The sequence below is a fragment of the Chamaesiphon sp. genome (assembly GCF_041737865.1).
Lineage (GTDB): Bacteria > Cyanobacteriota > Cyanobacteriia > Cyanobacteriales > Chamaesiphonaceae > Chamaesiphon.
Window position 1 is genome coordinate 1 of record NZ_JBGSQZ010000041.1, and the last position, 17,946, is coordinate 17,946.

At 45.0% G+C, this 17,946-nt stretch carries 18 protein-coding genes; 8 read left to right on the plus strand and 10 right to left on the minus strand.

Annotation, left to right across the window (positions count from 1 at the left end):
• The first annotated feature begins 323 nt into the window (after positions 1-323).
• Positions 324-488: a ribbon-helix-helix protein, CopG family gene (locus ACEW9J_RS02690; RefSeq protein ID WP_373543605.1), complete on the plus strand. Its 165-nt coding sequence runs from the start codon at positions 324-326 to the stop codon at positions 486-488.
• 52 nt (positions 489-540) lie between these two features.
• Here ACEW9J_RS02690 and ACEW9J_RS02695 read toward each other — a convergent pair whose 3' ends face one another.
• The 4 genes from ACEW9J_RS02695 to ACEW9J_RS02710 all read right to left on the minus strand — a co-directional run bounded on the left by ACEW9J_RS02695 (position 541) and on the right by ACEW9J_RS02710 (position 5,260).
• Positions 541-2,202: a hypothetical protein gene (locus ACEW9J_RS02695; protein ID WP_373543606.1), complete on the minus strand. Its 1,662-nt coding sequence runs from the start codon at positions 2,200-2,202 to the stop codon at positions 541-543.
• Between the two features lie 266 nt (positions 2,203-2,468).
• Positions 2,469-3,419, minus strand: a complete 951-nt coding sequence (locus tag ACEW9J_RS02700; RefSeq protein ID WP_373543607.1) for an ABC transporter ATP-binding protein — start codon at positions 3,417-3,419, stop codon at positions 2,469-2,471.
• Positions 3,420-3,544: 125 nt separating this feature from the next.
• Complete coding sequence (mutT, locus tag ACEW9J_RS02705) at positions 3,545-3,985, minus strand: 8-oxo-dGTP diphosphatase MutT (protein WP_373543608.1); 441 nt, start codon at positions 3,983-3,985, stop codon at positions 3,545-3,547.
• Between the two features lie 318 nt (positions 3,986-4,303).
• Complete coding sequence (locus tag ACEW9J_RS02710) at positions 4,304-5,260, minus strand: RNA polymerase sigma factor, RpoD/SigA family (protein WP_373543609.1); 957 nt, start codon at positions 5,258-5,260, stop codon at positions 4,304-4,306.
• A 415-nt stretch (positions 5,261-5,675) separates the two neighbouring features.
• Between ACEW9J_RS02710 and ACEW9J_RS02715 the strand changes: the two genes are divergently transcribed.
• Positions 5,676-6,272 carry a histidine phosphatase family protein gene (locus ACEW9J_RS02715; RefSeq protein ID WP_373543610.1) on the plus strand — a complete coding sequence of 199 codons (597 nt, stop codon included), beginning with the start codon at positions 5,676-5,678 and terminating at the stop codon, positions 6,270-6,272.
• Here the strand turns inward: ACEW9J_RS02715 and ACEW9J_RS02720 are convergent.
• From ACEW9J_RS02720 to ACEW9J_RS02730, 3 genes are all read right to left on the minus strand, one after another.
• Positions 6,252-6,863, minus strand: coding sequence for an NYN domain-containing protein (locus ACEW9J_RS02720; RefSeq protein WP_373543611.1), 612 nt, complete (start codon positions 6,861-6,863; stop codon positions 6,252-6,254). The genes ACEW9J_RS02715 and ACEW9J_RS02720 overlap by 21 nt on opposite strands.
• Before the next feature lie 159 nt (positions 6,864-7,022).
• Positions 7,023-7,709: an energy-coupling factor ABC transporter ATP-binding protein gene (locus tag ACEW9J_RS02725; protein WP_373543612.1), complete on the minus strand. Its 687-nt coding sequence runs from the start codon at positions 7,707-7,709 to the stop codon at positions 7,023-7,025.
• A gap of 61 nt (positions 7,710-7,770) precedes the next feature.
• Positions 7,771-8,046, minus strand: coding sequence for a hypothetical protein (locus tag ACEW9J_RS02730; RefSeq protein ID WP_373543613.1), 276 nt, complete (start codon positions 8,044-8,046; stop codon positions 7,771-7,773).
• 399 nt (positions 8,047-8,445) lie between these two features.
• Here ACEW9J_RS02730 and psbD point away from each other — a divergent pair, with 399 nt between their 5' ends.
• The gene (gene psbD / locus ACEW9J_RS02735) at positions 8,446-9,510 is read left to right on the plus strand and encodes a photosystem II D2 protein (photosystem q(a) protein) (protein ID WP_373543614.1); all 1,065 of its coding nucleotides are present in this window, start codon (positions 8,446-8,448) and stop codon (positions 9,508-9,510) included.
• A gap of 328 nt (positions 9,511-9,838) precedes the next feature.
• Positions 9,839-11,203 (plus strand): photosystem II reaction center protein CP43, encoded by a 1,365-nt coding sequence (psbC, locus tag ACEW9J_RS02740; protein WP_373543635.1) that lies wholly within the window; start codon positions 9,839-9,841, stop codon positions 11,201-11,203.
• A gap of 113 nt (positions 11,204-11,316) precedes the next feature.
• On the opposite strand, the gene rbfA is transcribed toward psbC, so the two are convergent.
• A complete protein-coding gene (gene rbfA / locus ACEW9J_RS02745; protein ID WP_373543615.1) occupies positions 11,317-11,772 on the minus strand; it encodes a 30S ribosome-binding factor RbfA in 456 nt (151 codons plus the stop codon).
• A 36-nt stretch (positions 11,773-11,808) separates the two neighbouring features.
• On the minus strand, positions 11,809-12,018 hold the full coding sequence (locus ACEW9J_RS02750; protein WP_373543616.1) for a DUF751 family protein: 210 nt from the start codon (positions 12,016-12,018) through the stop codon (positions 11,809-11,811).
• 188 nt (positions 12,019-12,206) lie between these two features.
• On the opposite strand from ACEW9J_RS02750, the gene ACEW9J_RS02755 reads away from it, so the two are divergent.
• Together ACEW9J_RS02755 and ACEW9J_RS02760 are read left to right on the plus strand one after the other, a co-directional pair.
• A complete protein-coding gene (locus tag ACEW9J_RS02755) occupies positions 12,207-12,587 on the plus strand; it encodes a hypothetical protein (RefSeq protein ID WP_373543617.1) in 381 nt (126 codons plus the stop codon).
• A gap of 52 nt (positions 12,588-12,639) precedes the next feature.
• Positions 12,640-13,620, plus strand: coding sequence for a folate-binding protein YgfZ (locus ACEW9J_RS02760; RefSeq protein ID WP_373543618.1), 981 nt, complete (start codon positions 12,640-12,642; stop codon positions 13,618-13,620).
• A 200-nt stretch (positions 13,621-13,820) separates the two neighbouring features.
• Here ACEW9J_RS02760 and ACEW9J_RS02765 read toward each other — a convergent pair whose 3' ends face one another.
• The gene (locus ACEW9J_RS02765; RefSeq protein ID WP_373543619.1) at positions 13,821-14,129 is read right to left on the minus strand and encodes a hypothetical protein; all 309 of its coding nucleotides are present in this window, start codon (positions 14,127-14,129) and stop codon (positions 13,821-13,823) included.
• A gap of 282 nt (positions 14,130-14,411) precedes the next feature.
• Between ACEW9J_RS02765 and ACEW9J_RS02770 the strand changes: the two genes are divergently transcribed.
• Both ACEW9J_RS02770 and ACEW9J_RS02775 read left to right on the plus strand, forming a co-directional pair.
• The gene (locus tag ACEW9J_RS02770; protein WP_373543620.1) at positions 14,412-15,896 is read left to right on the plus strand and encodes a TldD/PmbA family protein; all 1,485 of its coding nucleotides are present in this window, start codon (positions 14,412-14,414) and stop codon (positions 15,894-15,896) included.
• A 484-nt stretch (positions 15,897-16,380) separates the two neighbouring features.
• A complete protein-coding gene (locus ACEW9J_RS02775) occupies positions 16,381-17,724 on the plus strand; it encodes a TldD/PmbA family protein (protein ID WP_373543621.1) in 1,344 nt (447 codons plus the stop codon).
• The last annotated feature ends 222 nt before the right edge of the window (positions 17,725-17,946 follow it).

The window sequence follows — 17,946 nt, forward strand, 5'->3', positions numbered from 1 at the left end:
GAGAATCCGTCTAACATATATTTAATCCTGTATGCAGTTAATAGTTTTGATGTCCAACTTTTCGGCTACTTTTGCACTATGTGCTTTACATAGCTTAATAAATTTGGGAAAACTCTCGTATTAATATGAGAGGCTGACTAGTTTTAGCTAGTTGGCACTGGCAGAGCCACTAGTAATTAGTATTACCTATTAATTTAAGTTTATACAATGCGATAGGGACTCCGATCTGTTTTTTCCTCATGTTTGTCACAAACGTTAATATCTTGACTCTGCCAAGCTTCTAACTCGGACAATGGGTACCATAGTTACACCACTTTTGCGCTGTGAGTACAAAGAAAAATCGCTTAAATGTTTCCCTCGATCCGATCGAGCGTGAGAAGTTAGAAAAGCTCGCTGCTGAGTCTGGACTTTCGCTCTCGCGCACGATCGCGCAACTGATCCGTAAGGCTAAAAGTAAGCCTAAAGACGACGATCTCACCGATCGCTAAAAAACCCAGCTTCTACTAGAAACCGGGCTGATGGATAGGATCTACTCAGATATTAAGTGTGAGCGAGTAACTTGTTGCTGTGTGAGTGTCCCACGCTCTGCAATTTCCGCTGTAATTGGTGAGTCAAAGCTGTTAACAGCATTAACTGTGCTGCGAATGTGACTAGGATGGTTCCGCCACTAAGTTTCATCATTCCGATCGATGCAAGTGGGGAAAATAACAGCATTATTGCCGCAATGCCTGTCGGAGCGCGATCGGGAGATAAGACAAAGGCACCGACTAGAGGTAATAACATCACTCCAGCGACGATTGCCATAATCCACACATTGCGCTTCCGAACCTTGAGAAATAGACCTAAATGAGCGATCGCTGCATAGATTAAGATCAGACTGGCGGCTAAACATCCGCTAGCGAGAAATCTGACACCATGACCTGGAGTGCCAAATGTGAAGATCGAGGCAGGTATCCACAATATCATCGCCATCCCGATATTAATCGCGATCGCCAGTAATGCTGGACTCTTATCATTATTAATTAAATCTTGAACTAGTTCGCGTTGCCAAAACTGGCGATGTTGACGATCGATGCGTTCGCGGCGATGGCGACTCCAATCTTGCAATGCTTGTTTGCTCGGCAATAACATGGGAATCAATAATGACAGGACGATCGCATCCATACCTGCTAACCCCACAATCGTTCCCTCTGTAGAAGAGTTGGAGTGAAGAATTGATGGTAAAACAAATCCCGCAACCCATAGTTGGCAGCAAAGATTGATGAGGTAGCTCTGGGACTTTCCGATAGTTGTTGCTGTCGGATTGAGATAGCAACGCTCTAAGGCTTGCCAAACCCAATAGCTAGCTACCAAACAACAGCCAGTTCCAAAGGTATTGAAAAAGATTGCGCTACTGAGGATTGGTAATCCAAACCAGGAGATATATTTACCAATTGTCGCTAACCATTCAGCACGCTCGATCGTGGCGGAGGTAAAGGCATTAATGGCTAGAAGTGGTAAACAGATCGGGTAAGCAACAGCAATAACTGTCAAAATTGCCTGAATACCGCCAAGCAGCACATACAAGATCGCTGCACTAGACAGCAGAAACCAGATCGAGCCGATCGATATATACCAGCTAGCTATTAGTGGTAAACTACCGCCAGCAGTAAGTCCTACAGCTAAATGCAGGGGTATAATTAGTGCGACAACCAGATATACCAAAATCGGTACGCCCAAGATTTTGCCGATAAAAATCTGCCGTGCTGATTGGGGACTGAGCCGGATAAAGTTGAGAGTACCGCGTTTTTCTTCTTGGACTAAATCGGCAACCAATAGGTAAACCGATCCGAGAATCAGTGCTAAAGGTAAAACCCAACTAAGACAGGTAAACACATCCAACCACCATTTCTGCCAATTAATCAAAAAATTCCCAGTTTCATTCAGTTTGCAGAGAGTATCGTAGATATTTCCACGATTTGAAGACGTACAGTAGGTACTATGTTTTTCGATGAGCTGATGCACTGAAGCACCAGGACTCAACGTATCGTCATATGTAGGGACAGGAATTTGTCCATTAAAATACATCATGACAAGTGCTTGAATCACCAGAGCCGATGCGATCGCTACCCCAATATTTCTTAGCGTCAAACGTTCTTTAAGTTCTCGAAAGAGTTGGGGACTTGAGTCACCTGCTTTGTCAATTAGTCTGTCTAGTAGCATAATTAATTCCACTTAAATTATTAATAACGGCTCCGATCTAAATTATAAGTACTCACCTCATATATTTGTCCTCACTAAGTAACAGTAAGCTGGCAACTGATTTAACAAAGAGCAGAAGCCATGGCTTCGGGGTTTGCTTGGTGCAACACATGCTCAAGGTATCCTCCGCGTGGTTGCATCCGCTGCTTGGTGCGCTCAATCCGCATCTTAAAAACCCAATTATCAATTATCAATTATCAATTATCAATTATCAATTATCAATTAATTTAAGAAGCTTGTTGATGCCCTAATTTCAAGAAGATGGTTTCTAAATCTTCCTGTGTACATTGGAAACTGGTAATCGGTAACTGTGCGTGAATAAGCGATCGTAATAAATCAGCCGCATCCTGTTCTGTACCCGAAAACTCTAACCGAATTTGATTTGTACCGACTAAAAATTCAATATCCGTTACTAGAGAGTTAGCTTTGAGTTCGCATTTGACTACTTCTAGATCGCCAAGGGTACTAATCAAAATTTGTTGGCGGCTCAGGCGTTGATAAAGATCCTGAAGCTGGCAACTTTCAACTAAAAATCCTAACTCCATAATCCCCACTGAAGTGCAGAGTTCTGCTAAATCACTCAATACATGAGATGAGATAAGGATCGTCATTCCCGCTTCTTGGAGTGTCTTAATAATCTGCCGAAACTGCATCCGCGCGATCGGATCCAATCCCGATACAGGTTCATCTAATAGTAGTAAAATTGGTTCGTGAATAATCGTCCGCGCTAGGCTCAATCGCTGTTTCATCCCTCGCGATAAAGTAGCAATTTTACTGTTGCGCTTGGTACTAAGTTGTACCAACTCCAGCACATCATATAACCGTCGCTGACGATGTTCGGCGGTGAGTTTATACAGCCGTGCAAAATAATCGAGATAATCCCAAACCGTCAGGTCATCATACAAGGGAAAATCGTCAGGAAGATAGCCTAGCAATCTTTTCAGATTGGCATTACTGCGATCTCGCAGCAACCGTTCGCCATTGATATAGATCTCTCCTACAGTTGGCTCCTCAGCGGTGGCTAGCATCCGCATCAGGGTCGTCTTACCCGCTCCATTAGGGCCTATCAATCCGTACACTTCGCCAGCTTCTATCGCCAAATCTACGCCATTTACAGCAATATGACGATCGAATTGTTTGGTTAAATCTTCAGTCCGAATTGCTAATTCTGTCGCCATAGCTTTATCACTGTGCCGTATTGTTTAGATTGTACCCAGTTGAACCAGAAGGATCTAGCTCAAGCCAAAAATACTACTACTTCTTCATACAAGTTTGCACTTAGCGATTCCAGATAAGTTGGTATTTAGTTACCAGTCGCCTCAATCCCTGACACCTGACATTTATACCCTGACTGAATTGCCGTGATGATTGCCAGATTAGCCGCTGGAAATTGGTATCGGTTCAAATCGCTGACATCTACCCAGCGAATTTCGTCAGACTCGATCGGTTGAGGAATACCACTGATATGCTGACAATGATGGACGATGAGGGTAATTTGAAATGTGGGATAGGTATGCTCGATCGTTATCAGATGCTCCCCTACGGTAATTTCGATCGCTAGTTCCTCATGAATCTCCCGCAGGATACAATCAACTACCGTTTCCCCTGCTTCGATTTTACCACCTGGGAATTCCCACAGTCCGCCCATTGTTCCATCTAGCTTTCGCTTGTCGATTAAGATTTGCCCAGATTGATTCCAGATTACCGCGACACCAATTCGTTTATGGGGTAGTTCTAAATTCACAATTTCATCTCAAAAAATATTTAGATCTGTAGAGGCGATTCTACTCTCTTCCAGTGTCAAGTTAGACATTTAGGGTAGGGGGTGAATGGTCGATGGTGAATGGCTTGCACTGTTGGCGTTAGCTTGCCGTAGGCAATGCGAACTCGTTGGCTAGCCTCGCTGGCGATAGTGAGCCGTTGGCGTAGCCTGCCGTAGGCACAGTGTGAATCATGATGTCTATTTCTTGAGTGGAAAGGGAGTAGCTTAAACTTGCCCCTCCGAACGCAATAAAAATGCCCATATAAAAAAAGCCCGCTGATGCGGACTTAACTATTTTGATTATGAAGCTAGATATTCACCGATATCTGCTTTACGTTTGCGAAGTTTGGCTATTGCTTCACGCTCGATTTGACGTACTCGTTCGCGGCTGATATTGAGTAAGTCACCGATTTTTGCCAGGGTGAGCGGTTGAGTATCTTTCAACCCAAACCGCAGGGTGAGGACTTGCTGTTGCTGAGGAGTGAGTTCGGACATCATCCGCTCCAAGTCTACTTGAAGTGATGAGTTGGTCACATATTCCTCTGGCGAGATCCCTGGATCTTCTAACAAATCTCCGAGTTCGGTGTCTTGATTGTCACCTACCCGTAAGTCTAGTGATAATGGTTGACGCGCACGTTCTAGATACTCTCTAACTTGTTTGGACGTTAACTCTAGTTCTGCTGCTAGCTCGTTGATTGTCGCTGCTCGTCCAAATTGTTGGGCGAGAGCGCGTTGGGCTTTTTTGATTTTGTTGAGCTTTTCGGTGATGTGGATTGGTAGCCGAATCGCTCGTGCTTTTTCCGCAATAGCACGGGTAATCGCTTGGCGAATCCACCAGTAGGCATATGTCGAAAACCGATAACCTTTACTAGGATCGAATTTTTCGACTCCACGCTGCATCCCAATTGTCCCTTCTTGGATCAAATCCAACAGGTCGATATTGCGCTTGATATATTTTTTGGCAACAGACACTACCAGTCGGAGATTAGCCTCTACCATACGGCGTTTGGCGTTTTCACCCGCAGAAACGGTCTTTTGCAGTTGGAGTGGATCGATGTTGGCAGCAGTTGCCCATTCGGTTAAACTTGGTTCTTGACCGAGTTCTTCCATGAGAGTATTTTTGACCGCCATCAGGATCACCAACTGCTGTACCTGCTTACCATACAGGATTTCCTGCTCGTGGGTGAGCAGGGGCACGCGCCCAATTTCACGGAGGTAGGTACGGACAGTATCGGTTGATGCTTGAGCAGTTTTCATGACTCTGGCTAAAAATGTAGGGGGAATTTAGATGCAAAATCTCAAGTGCGAGGTCTGTCTGAGCGACAGTTGCGACATGTGAGCTGGAGATTTGCCCCAGCTTAAAACAAAGGCAAGACAGTTAAATATCGATCGCTGTTGCGGCAGTAACCATCAATTGCACTTGGTTCTCAAGTTGACTTCATACGTTTATTCTAACAATTTTAACATTTCTACACATTTACTGACTAACTTTTTTAATCCTCAGCCAATTGGCTGACAGTAAAGACTCTGAACATTATCAACGTCGATCGGGTCGGTCTTCACACCCAAATCTTCCCTAATAACCGCCCTAGTCGATCTATTCTCACTCTCATCATAGTTACTATTTATTTACATACCTGCGATCCACAGCACAACTAGGAATTTAGATTCAATGCAGACACTTTGGTTGGCTCGTCATGCACATCGATTGGATTTTATTTGGCCGGAATGGTTTGATACTGCGATTTACCGTTACGACCCGCCCCTTTCGGCTCAAGGGTTCGACCGAGCCATCTCTTTGGCTCAGGAATTGAGTCACTGCCCGATCGATCGCATCTTTACATCTCCCTTTCTGCGGACGATCCAAACGGCAGACCCACTAGCTAGATTACTTCAGTTACCGATTCAGCTCGAATGGGGGTTGTGTGAGTGGCTGTGTCAAGAATGGACTTCAGAATTCCCAGAGACTACTCCAGTTGATGATTTGGTCAAATGTTATCCAAATATTAATGCTAATTATCGATCTCTCGTTATGCCCTACTATCCTGAAACTGCTGAGGACTTAAATAAACGTATTAATATTTTAGCACACAAGTTGGTTCGAGACAACTATGAAAATGGCTTGGCGATCGCTCACAAAGGTTCTGTACTGGGTATTGTAGCCGCCTTAACGGGTGAAGATGATTGGCGAACTTACGATTTAGCTTGTGGTGGGATAATTAAATTGGTATATACTGACGATCGCTGGTCAGGTATCATCCATGGGTAAGCCATGTCGGAGTGCTGAGAGCCGAGCTTGGACTTTGGCATCGAGGGAATTAACCAAAAAGCGTTTAGAGGATTGTTTCTGAGGGCGATGTCGTTGCTTCGATCTCTTGGCACTGAAATCGACATCCGAAATCAGTTGCAAGGAGGAAATCCATTCGGCGCCAAAACCGATGGCTGTCAATTGTTGGGCGCGATCGGATGTTGCTACAATTAGTCTAGAAGCTGAGTATTGTAGATCGTGGCGAAACGCTGCACAGAACTTCTCAATGTACGTATCGGCAGTTTCGAGAAAGTCACTATAATGAATCGATAAGTTGGGCGTAATCGTCTCACAATAAGCTGGGACATCCCGACTGTAAGCATCAAAAACTATTTTAGTTTGGTAATCTTCAAACACACTATAGTTGATCAAGGCTTCGACTAGTTTCGATCTTGCTGCTTCTAGATCTTCTTTCGAGCCTGATTGGAGCGGATTTTGCCTAGTCTGTCGTTGACCTTTGATTTGCCCAAGGCAATCGTGTAAGTCTGTCCAGGCTCCAATCACGTTGTAGCCGTCAACGAGCAATACAGCTTGTTTTCGTGAGGGAGGCATGATTCAACTTACAACCTTCTTAATAAATTTTTATATTTGCTTTCTTAATATTAGCAAGTTGTGGGACAAGTGGATAGGGGGTCGGGGATAAGGAGAATGTATGTATTTTGGGTTAGAATCCATACACAATTAGCGATCGAATCCCCTAGCTCCCATTATCTAAATGATTTCTCTCATTAATTTTTGGCGCATTCGATCGGGATTGCCTCGATCGACTAATTTGCCATGCTCTAGCAAAAATGCTCCATCACAATAGTCTAATTCTTCGAGCCGATGAGTGACCCACAGCGCAGTCAAACCACGACTTTTGACGAGTTCGCGGACTCTGGCAACGAGATCTAATTGAGCATCAGGGTCTAGCAGGGCTGTAGGCTCATCAAATAAGATTACTTCAATTTGTCTGGCGATCGCTCCAGCGATCGCCACACGCTGCTTTTGACCGCCACTGAGTGCATAAATAGGACGACGGATCAGATCGGCTAGGTTGACAGCAGTTAGAGCTTCAGTGACACGATGATGCACCTGGCTGGAAGTAAGTCGTTCGGCAACTAATCCAAAAGCGACATCAGCACCGACAGTCGGCATCACCAACTGGTAATCGGGATTTTGGAACACAATTCCTAAACCACCATGAATATCGATCGTTCCAACCTGAGGAGCCAGTAATCCAGCAATGAGCTGTAATAATGTCGATTTACCGCTACCATTGGTACCCAAGAGCATCCAAAATTCGCCGCGTGGTACTGATAGAGAGCAACCATCGAGGACATTTTTCCCAGATTTCCAGGCGAAGGAAAGATCCTTTACCTCGATCGCTGGTAATGATAGTGGTAAGGATTCAGTCATAGTATTTTAAGGTTGTCGATCGCTCTACAACAGAGAGCGTAGAGAAGATCGAGCGAGGTTTTTAGCTGGCGATTTCAGCATAGGAGACAAACCCAGGCGTTTTGCCTGAAGCAGCCGCACCAGATTTTTCGTACATTTGAGCGGCAACGATCGAATCGGTCATCACGGCAATTTTCTTTTCTGGCTGACGATCGCAAGACAATTCTAGCAAAGAGCGATCGTTCGATTTTGTCGCTTCCAAAACCTGTTGATAGACGGTATTAGCCTCTTCGACAGTCTTGCGTTGCACTGACATGGGCATTGCCGTATTTTTGAGCAGGATTTCGATGACGTACATATAAAGGAGAAGATTGTGATAAGCATCCTAATTGTAAACGATCGATAATTTAGTGGATAGTGACCGATCGAATTTGGGTAAACAGTACAGATCGGAGCTGCGGCAGCGATGGGGATCGAGTGTCGTTATCTCTAGTCGATCGGACAAACAGTAAGTATAAATACTCATAAATTTTGCTGAGATCGGAGTCAAAAGGGTTATTTATCGGTAAAATATTAAACATTAGCGAAGAAAATCTAAAGATCCTCGCCATTTCGACACAATTCTATTAGACTAAGTAAAGAAACGTAAACTGATTTAATAAACCAGTTAACAATTGGTGTGCTGACTATGTATTTAAGCTACGTAAATTCAGCCCCCGCTATCATGTCCTCATAATATCTGGAGATTTACTGCACCATGACTATTGCAGTTGGCAACCAGCAGGTCGATAGAGGCATCTTTGATGTCGTAGACGACTGGCTAAAAAAAGATCGATTCGTGTTCGTAGGTTGGTCTGGTGTCTTACTATTCCCTTGTGCGTTTATGGCACTCGGCGGCTGGATGACTGGTACCACATTCGTTACATCCTGGTACAGTCACGGTTTGGCTTCTAGCTACCTTGAAGGTTGTAACTTCTTGACAGCAGCTCTTTCCACTCCTCCTAATAGCGTAGGTCACTCCCTAATGCTGCTATGGGGACCTGAAGCACAAGGCGACTTTACTCGCTGGTGTCAACTAGGCGGTCTGTGGGCATTTGTTGCTCTTCACGGCGCGTTTGGTTTGATCGGCTTCATGTTACGTCAATTTGAAATTTCTCGCCTAGTAGGGATTCGTCCTTACAACGCATTAGCTTTCTCTGGCCCAATCGCAGTGTTCGTCAGCGTCTTCCTAATTTACCCATTGGGTCAATCTGGTTGGTTCTTCGCACCTTCTTTTGGAGTAGCAGCAATCTTCCGTTTTATCCTATTCCTACAAGGTTTCCACAACTGGACTCTCAACCCCTTCCACATGATGGGTGTTGCAGGGATTCTCGGCGGTGCGTTACTGTGTGCGATTCACGGTGCGACTGTAGAAAACACTCTATTTGAAGATGGCGATGGCGAATCATCGAACACATTCCGTGCGTTCGATCCTACCCAAGCTGAAGAAACCTACTCGATGGTAACTGCAAACCGTTTCTGGTCGCAGATTTTCGGTGTAGCTTTCTCCAACAAACGTTGGTTGCACTTCTTCATGCTCTTTGTCCCTGTGACTGGATTGTGGATGAGTTCGATCGGGATCGTCGGTTTAGCATTAAACTTACGTGCATATGACTTCGTATCTCAAGAATTGAGAGCAGCAGAAGATCCTGAGTTTGAAACATTCTACACCAAGAATATTCTGCTCAACGAAGGTATTCGCGCATGGATGGCTCCACAAGACCAACCACACGAACAGTTCATCTTCCCAGAAGAAGTATTGCCTCGTGGTAACGCGCTCTAAAAGCGTTGAAACATCGGAAGATAATTGTACAATCGATTTATCTTCCGGTTTTTTTAATCGATAGTTCTGGGCGATCGATACCGCAAGCGAAAACCAAGCGCATAGGTAATGATCGCCAAAAAAATTTGGGTCTTGGGAACCAGGACTTCTGCCCTTGGAGGGAATGTCAGACCAACAGAACTATTTAGTAGTTCTAGCGGCTATTCCCAGTGAATGGGGAAGCCTATATTTGTAGCTTAGGCAATGAATGTAGGCAGTTCACTTCAGATTTCACATATAGTTCATCGATCGAGGTACTGCAAGAGTGGAAACGCCCTTTAATACTACAATGGTTTCGGGTGGTGGACGCGATCAAGAATCATCTGGGTTCGCCTGGTGGTCTGGAAATGCGCGTCTGATCAATCTGTCTGGTAAGCTGTTGGGCGCACACGTTGCCCACGCTGGTTTGATTGTCTTTTGGGCTGGAGCCATGTGCCTGTTTGAGGTGGCTCACTTCGTACCCGAAAAACCGATGTACGAACAAGGTATTATTTTACTTTCTCACTTGGCTACCCAAGGTTGGGGTGTCGGTCCTGGTGGCGAAATCGTTGATACATTTCCTTACTTTGTCGTCGGTGTTTTACACCTAATTTCCTCTGCGGTATTGGGTGTTGGTGGTCTTTACCATGCACTACGTGGTCCTGACACACTAGAACAGTATTCTTCTTTCTTCGGTTACGACTGGAGAGACAAGGACAAAATGACTTCGATTTTGGGCTTCCACCTCGTAATTCTGGGTTGTGGTGCATTATTGCTCGTCATCAAAGCAATGTTCGTTGGTGGTTTGTATGATACCTGGGCACCAGGTGGTGGGGATGTTCGCATCATTACCAATCCTACTCTCAACCCAGCAATCATCTTTGGTTATTTACTGAAAGCTCCCTTCGGTGGCGAAGGCTGGATTATTAGTGTTAATAACTTAGAAGATGTTGTCGGCGGACACATTTGGGTTGCTTTACTATGTATCGGTGGTGGGATCTGGCACATTCTGACCAAACCTTTTGGTTGGGCACGTCGAGCACTGGTCTGGTCTGGTGAAGCTTACCTCTCTTACAGTTTAGCTGCTGTATCCTTGATGGCGTTTGTTGCGTCGATCATGGTTTGGTACAACAACACTGTTTATCCTAGTGAATTCTTCGGTCCTACAGGCCCTGAAGCTTCTCAAGCACAAGCATTGACCTTCTTGATCCGCGACCAACGTTTAGGTGCGAATATCGCAACTGCTCAAGGTCCTACTGGTCTAGGTAAGTACCTGATGCGTTCTCCTTCTGGAGAAATCATCTTCGGTGGTGAAACCATGCGGTTCTGGGATTTCCAAGGTCCTTGGTTAGAGCCACTACGTGGACCTAACGGTTTGGATCTGAGCAAAGTCAAGAATGATATTCAACCTTGGCAAGCACGTCGTGCGGCTGAGTACATGACTCACGCGCCTCTGGGTTCCTTGAACTCAGTTGGTGGGGTTATTACTGAAATCAACGCATTCAACTACGTCTCGCCTCGTGCGTGGTTGGCTTGTTCTCACTTCGTGTTAGGATTCTTCTTCTTTATCGGTCACTTGTGGCACGCAGGACGCGCACGCGCTGCTGCTGCTGGTTTCGAGAAAGGACTGAACCGCGAAACAGAACCAACATTGTTCTTGAATGACATCGACTAATCTCGATCTAATTACAGCATAAGCAAAAACTCCTGTCGATTCGGCAGGAGTTTTTGTTGTGGGATGTTGGTTTGATGCGTTACGCTGTCGCTAACACACCCTACAATTTACTGCTAAACCTGAGAATTTTCAGTCTTTGGCAAAACTTCCCCTTCATCAGATTGAGCTGTAGAATCGCTATCCAATTCAGATGGAGCTAGATCTTCTGACTCACCACGCTTTAAACTGAGTTGGTTGATGAGTGATAGAACGCTGGTAGCTCGATCGAATGATTTATCCTCTACAAAAATCACTGTGGGCGTACGTCTGAGTCGGACGCGTTTGCCCAATTCACTGCGGACGTATCCGGTGACTGATTTGAGTCCTTCCATCGTCTCGGCCCGAACTTCATCGCTACCGTAAATACTGACAAAGATTTTGGTATGCTGAAGATCGCCAGCGACATCTACAGCAGTGACACTTACCATCCCAGCACCAACCCTGTCGTCTTTGATATCAAAGAGGATCATCTGACTGACTTCGCGCTTGATGAGTTCGGCGACGCGTGACACGCGACGAGTATTAGTCATAATTTTTCTTAAATCTTTTTAACCACCAACACAATTTCAGTTGATGGGTGTGAATCCTAACATTGCTTTGAGTGTCAATACTATGACCATGACTGCTCCTACCAAAAATCCAACCAGCGCAACTGCTGTGACTGGACGCTTCCACAATGGTGCTAACCAACCAAAGGCGGAAATGAAGATACCGAGGATAATCGTTACAAAATAGCTGGGGTATCGACTGATGTTGTCAAAAAAATCACCAAACATTAGAATTTCGATCGTACTAGCTAACAGCAACCATTATAACCGAATGTATCCGGCTGCGCGATCGCTGATGCTGGGTTTGGAGGGTAATTTTTTAACCTCTGAGGTACACGGAGGTTTTGTCTCAGACATGTGCGAACACGGAGGAGGTAAAGTGAGGAATAGAGGATTGAATTTTAAAACTTATATTTATGCAGCCTAAATTTGCGAGTGAATTGGCTTGGCAACAAGCGGAGTTTTTGATGCAGCCGATTTATATCAGGATAATCGATCGAATCCGCCAACAGTCGGAGGTTTCGACATGGAAAGTCAGTTATGAGGAGGTGCGCGATCCTCACCCGATTAATTATTTGTGTCTGGAATCTGAGGATAAGCAGTTAAAGTTTGATATTTGGGATTTATGCTATCAGGTATGTTTTCTCAATTATGATGGCAGTCACAGCGAACTTGAGAGTCGAATTGTGGAGGTAGATACTAGTTCGATCGATCTGGATACTGGGACGATCGACTGGATGCTGCTGGATAATAAGGCTAAGGCTGTAATTGCGAAGATTTTTGACAATTTGCCTTGATGGTGGCTGAAAATGCTACTAACGCTCCAAATGCCTAAGCGGATTAAAATATATGGAAAATAGTAATTTGAATATCCAAACAATACTTAAATCTGCTCGATCGGGTGCTGCTATTTATGATAGTTCCGATCGGGGGAAAATTCTGGTGAGCGATCGAGATCGACTCAGGTTTCTCCACAATCAAAGCACGGCGGATTTTGAAAAACGTTTGGCGGGAGAAGGATGTGATACGGTATTTGTCACTTCTACTGCTCGGACGATCGATCTAGTAACTGGATTGATTTTAGCTGATGAGGTATTATTAATCTGCTCGCCCAATCGGCGTGAATATTTATTTAATTGGCTCGATCGATATATCTTTTTTGCCGATCGAGTCAAGTTAAAAGATGTCACTGATACTCTAGCTAGTTTTACTTTAATGGGTGATGAGAGTATGGGGATATTAGCGCAATTGGGTTGTTCAATTACAGATTTACCTCAGCATAGTCATCAAGTATATATTATTGATGGTGTCGAGGTGCGAATCGCGATCGGGACTGAATTGGGTTTACCTGGATATCGATTGATTTGCGATCGGGATAAGTCTGCAACCTTATATCAGTCTATTACTAATTTAGGTGCCGCGATCGTGGACGAGGATGCCTGGGAATGCCTGCGAATCGCTCAAGGTAGACCAAAACCCGATGCGGAGTTAACAGAAGATTACAACCCCTTGGAGGTGGGTTTGTGGGATACGATTTCGTTTAGCAAAGGCTGCTATATCGGTCAAGAAACGATCGCTAGACTCAATACTTATCGGGGTGTCAAACAGTATCTTTGGGGCGTTAAATTAACTGGCTCTGTGGCTGTGGGTGAGACTATTACTGTTGATGGTGAAAAGGTTGGTGTCTTGACTAGTTGTAGTAATGATGGGGAATTGGGATTGGGCTATGTTCGATCGAAAGCTGGTGGGGTAGGCTTGAAGGTAATGGTGGGTGATGTAGAGGGGGAGATTATTAATATTCCTTTTGTTCGACATGAATACCCAGTTTAGAACAGCGATTAGGACAGCGATTGAAATCGCCGCTCATAATGCAAAGTCCGCCTTCGCGGACTAACATGTCCTAACCACTTTTTCAGCATCTGTCCTAGTTATACCAAAAGGTAATAAGGGATCGCGACGATCCTCGATCGGATGCTACACCACCGGAGATGAGAGCGAAATATTTTGACTACTGACGCTCCCAATCCGCTTTAGACTGCTGCTGGCTGTATTTTTTGGACTTTGTGCTTATTGGTGCTGCTACTAGTAGTTTCGTTGACTTCGAGCGGGACGAATTCAATGTGATTGAGTAGGGTAGTGACAAAGGCGAAGAGTAAAAAGGGTAGGGATAAAACTAAGATCAACCCGACTGTGGCTAGGGCATATATTTGGCGAGTAGTACTCCACAGCGACAAAGCCGAAGCAAGACTGATAAAAATTACCATCAGCCAAATGACAATCTGCCCATAAATATCACTAAAGGTGAGGGTGCAGTTCATCCGATATCTTTGCTTGTCCATATGTTTTTACCAAAATTGTTTACTATATTTTTAGCATAGATCTATTGACGGACGATCGTATTTTCTTCAATTAATCGATAACAATTGTTATAGATGTTTACAGTGTTTTAGAGCTAGGCGATGGGCTAATGTGTACTGACAAGTTATTTGAGTTGTCATGTAAGATATTTATCCCAACCTAGTCCCCTTTGTCAGGGGAGGGAGTGAAAGCCTCACTCGATCCGCCACACGAATCTCTTTTGTGTTTGTTACAATAAGTAAAGCAACCCAGGAGAAGCTTACATGACTGTTTCGATCGATCCCAAGACTTTTCTGTTATCTAAACAACTACCAAATCTAAGTTATTCATCCACTACACATCGGTTTGATGAAACCTGGGAAGCTCCATTATCGACACTGCTAGGTTTGGGGCGAGCGGCGGGTGCTGATTTTGTGGAGTTTTTCCTAGAGCGCGCAAATTATATTAGCTGTCTGGCGGAAGATGACCAAATCACGAGTATCTCGCCGCGCCTATCGACAGGGGCAGGAGTGCGGGTATTTAAGGGTAAGGCTGACTGCTATGTCAGTACCAACGACCTATCCTTTCAGGGGCTAAAATCTGCCTTAGAGAAGGCATTGGGGATTATGGCGTTACATTTACCCGCGCCTAATTCTTATGTACCCGAAATCAATCTCGAATTGTTGCGCGACTATGCCACGAAAAAGGGGAAAGATAGCTGGTTGGGTGAATGTAGCTCGATGCGGGAAATGGGAGATGTGTTGCTGGCGGCGAATGGCAAACTAAAACAGACGGCTACTCACATTCAATCCCGACGCGCTGCTTATTTCCGCGATTGGCAAGAGGTTTTAGTTGCATCTAGCGATGGAACATTTGCGCGAGATATTCGGCTGACACAATCGGTAGGGTATAACCTATTATGTGCCGATGGTGCGAACCGTTCTTCGATCGGACAACGCGTCGGTGATACTAGCAATCCAGGGTTTTTAAAAACCTGGGACTATGCTGCTACTGCTGAGGATGTGTCGGAGTCGGCGGGGAAGATGCTCTACGCTGACTATGTAGAATCGGGAACTTACCCGATTATCATGGCAAACAAGTTTGGTGGGGTGATCTTCCATGAGGCGTGCGGACATTTACTCGAAACTACCCAAATCGAGCGCAATACTACCCCGTTTGTCGATATGAAGGGACAAAAAATCGCTCACGAAAGTCTGACAGCTTGGGATGAGGGTTTGTCGGGTAATGCTTTTGGCACCATCGACATGGATGATGAAGGAATGCCAGCCCAACGCACCTTACTGATCGAAAATGGCATCCTCAAGAATTTTATCGCCGATCGAGCCGGATCGATCCGAACTGGACATCCGCGCACGGGAAGTGGACGACGGAATAATTATGCTTATGCAGCGGCGAGTCGGATGCGGAATACTTATATCGCACCTGGAGAGCACAAGGTAGAGGATCTGTTTAACTCGATCGAGAAGGGGATCTACTGTAAGAAAATGGGTGGTGGTAGCGTTGGTGCTACCGGACAATTTAATTTCTCGGTGGATGAAGCTTATCTGATTGAAAATGGCAAAATTACCAAGCCGCTCAAGGGGGCGACGCTAATTGGTGAAGCCAAGGAAATCATGAATAAGATTTCGATGTGTTCGGCAGATTTAGGACTGGCTGCGGGCTTCTGCGGTTCGGTAAGTGGCAGTATTTATGTCACCGTGGGACAACCACATATTAAGGTTGATTCGATTACTGTTGGTGGACGATAGGATCGAATTAAGACACCAATCATCGGGGCGGGGTGCTACGAAAAATTTCGCTGCGGTAATCCTAAAACAGATGTTTGAGATCGAAATCCCGTCTTACGCCCCCAACCCCCCTTATAAAGCGGATGCGCGTTCCTCGGGTTTCCCGAGGGTTTAGCGCACCAAGCAGGGGGGCTTTACTCCCTCCCCTTTATAAGGGGAGGGCTGGGGTGGGGTAAAACCAATGCCGATTGTATCGTGTCATGTATTGCGAACGCTATCAAAGGTTAGCTAATTTTGCACACTCAAAGGGCTGCACCTAACACACCCTACATCAACTAATACCCGCCCCTACATCGGATCGAATATTTAACTGTCAACACTTCGGCTCACTATCGCCAGAGGCGAGGCTACGCCAACGACTTACTTCGACTTCGCTCAGTACAAGTCGCTCAGTGCAAGTCGCTCAGTGCAAGCTGTCAACTATCAACTGTCAACTAAATTCCCTATGTCATTGAATATTCAAACCGTTTCAGATTCCGCTCGTCAAATTGCTGCCAAATTAGGTATTTCCAAATTCGATTTATCTGGTTCGACAATTGATGAAACCAGCGTACAGGTAGATAAAGGTGAACCAAAACAAGTTAAAGCTTCTAACCGATCGGGAATTACGGTACGGGTGTGGAATAATGAGAACACCGTCGGTATTACTAGCACCACCGATGTGGACGATATCGGGTTGGAACTCGCGCTGAAAACTGCTCATGAAGCGAGCTTTTTTGGGATTAAAGAACACGCACCAGATTTTAGTCCTGAAGCGACTGCTCCGATCGCCGAACTTGAGATAGAATCAGGTGAAGCTGTAGCAGTGCCACAATTGATTGAAAGTTTGGTGGCGGCGGAGCGAAAATTATTAGATACTCATGAAGCGATCGAGAGTGTCCCTTATAATGGTTTAGCTCAACGCTCGATCGAACAATTTTATCTCAATAGTGCTGGTGCGCTCCGTAGTGAAGCTAGAACTTATACCTCGCTTTATCTCTATACCAAAACCGAACAGGAAGGGAAAAAGCCTCGCAGTGCGGGAGCTTTTGAGATGAGCCATAGTTTTGCTAAATTGGATGTCCAAAAGTGTATCGATGAAGCCGCCGAAAAAACTATCAGTCATCTCAACTATGAGAAGGTAGCTTCTGGTAAATATACGATCGTATTTTCTCCCGATGCTTTCTTGAGCTTACTCGGTGCTTTCTCCAATCTATTTAATGCCCAAAGTATTTTAGACAATCAAAGTTTATCTACACCTGAATCTCTAGGTACCACGATTGCTTCGTCATTATTATCTGTCGCTGATGATGCACTTCATCCCAGCAATATTGGGATCGAAGCTTTTGATGGTGAAGGCACTCCGACTCGACGTGTCAATCTAATTGACAAAGGCGTGTTGTCATCCTTCATTCACAGTGCTGGAACTGCTAAACGGATGAATACCCGGCCGACGGGACATGCGAATATGGGATCGAAAATTACTGTTTCACCCCATTTTTATCATGTATCTGGTGGTGAGAAAGCAGATGATAACTATAATCTGGATACTGCCGAAAATGTCATCCTGATCGATGACCTCCAAGCCCTCCACGCGGGCGTACAATCGTTGCAAGGTTCTTTTTCCTTACCTTTTGATGGTTGGGTGATTAACAAGGGTGTGAAGACTAGTGTTGAGGCGGCTACAGTTGCCGGAGATTTCCGCGAATTACTAAACTCGATCGTGTTTATCGAACCAAAGGAAGATCTAACAACTGGTGGTGTCTGTCCGCGAATTTGGGTGGAAGGATTGTCTGTTACGGGTGAGTAAACTGGTGCGATTAATATCATAATCTTCAAAACAAGGGGAGGGGCAATTAATTAATTGCTCCTCCCCTTGTTTTTGAATTTATGCCAAAATGAATATTGTTAATGCTGTTGTTGAGTTGGAAATCATGGCAATATGACTAGCAATACCGACTGGATTGGTAGTACGCAATTCCTTTGGTAAAGTCCGAATTCGATCGAGTGGTATACATATAAGTGTCGGAGC

Excerpts from the sequence above, each read along its gene's own strand:
- ACEW9J_RS02760 (WP_373543618.1), top strand. The coding sequence starts at position 12,640 with ATGGAAAATAGTAATTTGAATATCCAAACAATACTTAAATCTGCTCGA.
- ACEW9J_RS02715 (WP_373543610.1), top strand. The coding sequence starts at position 5,676 with ATGCAGACACTTTGGTTGGCTCGTCATGCACATCGATTGGATTTTATT.
- ACEW9J_RS02695 (WP_373543606.1), bottom strand. The coding sequence starts at position 2,202 with ATGCTACTAGACAGACTAATTGACAAAGCAGGTGACTCAAGTCCCCAA.
- ACEW9J_RS02710 (WP_373543609.1), bottom strand. The coding sequence starts at position 5,260 with ATGAAAACTGCTCAAGCATCAACCGATACTGTCCGTACCTACCTCCGT.
- ACEW9J_RS02700 (WP_373543607.1), bottom strand. The coding sequence starts at position 3,419 with ATGGCGACAGAATTAGCAATTCGGACTGAAGATTTAACCAAACAATTC.
- ACEW9J_RS02765 (WP_373543619.1), bottom strand. The coding sequence starts at position 14,129 with ATGGACAAGCAAAGATATCGGATGAACTGCACCCTCACCTTTAGTGAT.
- ACEW9J_RS02750 (WP_373543616.1), bottom strand. The coding sequence starts at position 12,018 with ATGTTTGGTGATTTTTTTGACAACATCAGTCGATACCCCAGCTATTTT.
- ACEW9J_RS02775 (WP_373543621.1), top strand. The coding sequence starts at position 16,381 with ATGTCATTGAATATTCAAACCGTTTCAGATTCCGCTCGTCAAATTGCT.
- ACEW9J_RS02730 (WP_373543613.1), bottom strand. The coding sequence starts at position 8,046 with ATGTACGTCATCGAAATCCTGCTCAAAAATACGGCAATGCCCATGTCA.
- ACEW9J_RS02725 (WP_373543612.1), bottom strand. The coding sequence starts at position 7,709 with ATGACTGAATCCTTACCACTATCATTACCAGCGATCGAGGTAAAGGAT.
- psbD (WP_373543614.1), top strand. The coding sequence starts at position 8,446 with ATGACTATTGCAGTTGGCAACCAGCAGGTCGATAGAGGCATCTTTGAT.
- ACEW9J_RS02770 (WP_373543620.1), top strand. The coding sequence starts at position 14,412 with ATGACTGTTTCGATCGATCCCAAGACTTTTCTGTTATCTAAACAACTA.
- psbC (WP_373543635.1), top strand. The coding sequence starts at position 9,839 with ATGGTTTCGGGTGGTGGACGCGATCAAGAATCATCTGGGTTCGCCTGG.
- rbfA (WP_373543615.1), bottom strand. The coding sequence starts at position 11,772 with ATGACTAATACTCGTCGCGTGTCACGCGTCGCCGAACTCATCAAGCGC.
- ACEW9J_RS02755 (WP_373543617.1), top strand. The coding sequence starts at position 12,207 with ATGCAGCCTAAATTTGCGAGTGAATTGGCTTGGCAACAAGCGGAGTTT.
- ACEW9J_RS02720 (WP_373543611.1), bottom strand. The coding sequence starts at position 6,863 with ATGCCTCCCTCACGAAAACAAGCTGTATTGCTCGTTGACGGCTACAAC.